Below are 1,173 nucleotides of genomic sequence, written 5' to 3'. Positions count from 1 at the left end.
CACCCCGCCCTCGTCCGTACCGGCCCCGGTGCCGGCGTCCGGCCCCGAGGCGCCTTCCGGCGCGGCGGGTGCGGCGACCGGGTCCGGCGGATCGCCCGTCGCGGCCAGGGCCGTCCCCGGGCCCGCCATGACGGCCGCGCCCACGGCCGCCGCCACCAACGCGGACCGGACGGCACACCTCCGGTGCCCGGCGTCCTCGTCACGCTCCGGAGTCCCGCGGCCCCCGCGGGGCGGGGCGGCCACACGGCCGCGCCCGGGGCGCGCCCGGCCGTCGGGTATCGGTCCACCGGCTGACGTCCGCACCGTTCCACCGCCTTCCGCCCTCGGCCCGTGGTCCGCCACGGGTGCGCGGTCGATTGCCTCAGGCACCGCTCCGCCAGCTTCTCAACGGTCCGCACGGCCCGCACCTCACGGCGGTCCGCCGCTCCGCCGGGCCTCCCACCAGCGCGGACCCGGGGGGCGGTGCACCGGACCCGGGCCCCTACTCCGCCGGGGTGGTCATCGGCACCCTCAGGAGTGAGGTAGAGTTTTCTCTGTCAGCAGGCGCCGCTAGCTCAGTTGGTTAGAGCAGCTGACTCTTAATCAGCGGGTCCGGGGTTCGAGTCCCTGGCGGCGCACAGACAGCCGAGAGGCCCCTCACTCACCGTGAGGGGCCTCTCGGCGTTTCCGGCGCGGGGAGTATGTCCGGCGCCGAAGGCCGGGCCCCGCCACGGCGGACCGGACGGGTGACGGGGAACGAACGTAAGAGGCCATCCGTGACCATTTCTGCGACATTCGCACACGTCTCCGACTGACATACCGCTTTGCCCGGTAAACCGATCGTTTCGCCTTGCGATCATGAAGTGGCGTCGGAGATCCTGAACGGCGGCTGTGATCCCCGTCTCACCGTGCACACAGTGAGCCGGGAGACATCGGAGGGAGCCGGTGTCCAGGCGCCCGCGCCGGCCGTTGGGGGGTCGGCCGGGGTTCATGTACCGGCGTACCACGCAGTGCTTCTGCGTGTGGGGGGAATGACTCATGACGTCCACGCCTGCCGACGCACGGCGGCAGATCCCGTACGACCCGCCCCGCGATCCCTCGGTCACCACCCGGCTGCGCATCCCGGCGCCCCCGGGACCGGACGACCGACGGCGCAGACCCGCGTCCCACCCGTACCGCCCGCCCCGCGCCCCC

Annotated in this window: 1 tRNA gene; it reads left to right on the top strand. The window is 73.9% G+C overall.

Annotated features, from left to right (window positions below):
* Window positions 1-543 precede the first annotated feature (543 nt).
* Window positions 544-617: transfer RNA gene (locus ACSNOK_RS33140), tRNA-Lys, on the top strand.
* The last annotated feature ends 556 nt before the right edge of the window (window positions 618-1,173 follow it).

The organism is Streptomyces sp. URMC 126 (assembly GCF_051386555.1).
Classification (GTDB): Bacteria; Actinomycetota; Actinomycetes; order Streptomycetales; family Streptomycetaceae; genus Streptomyces.
Note: the sequence above shows the minus strand (reverse complement) of the source record. Positions and strands in the feature narration are given on the sequence as shown.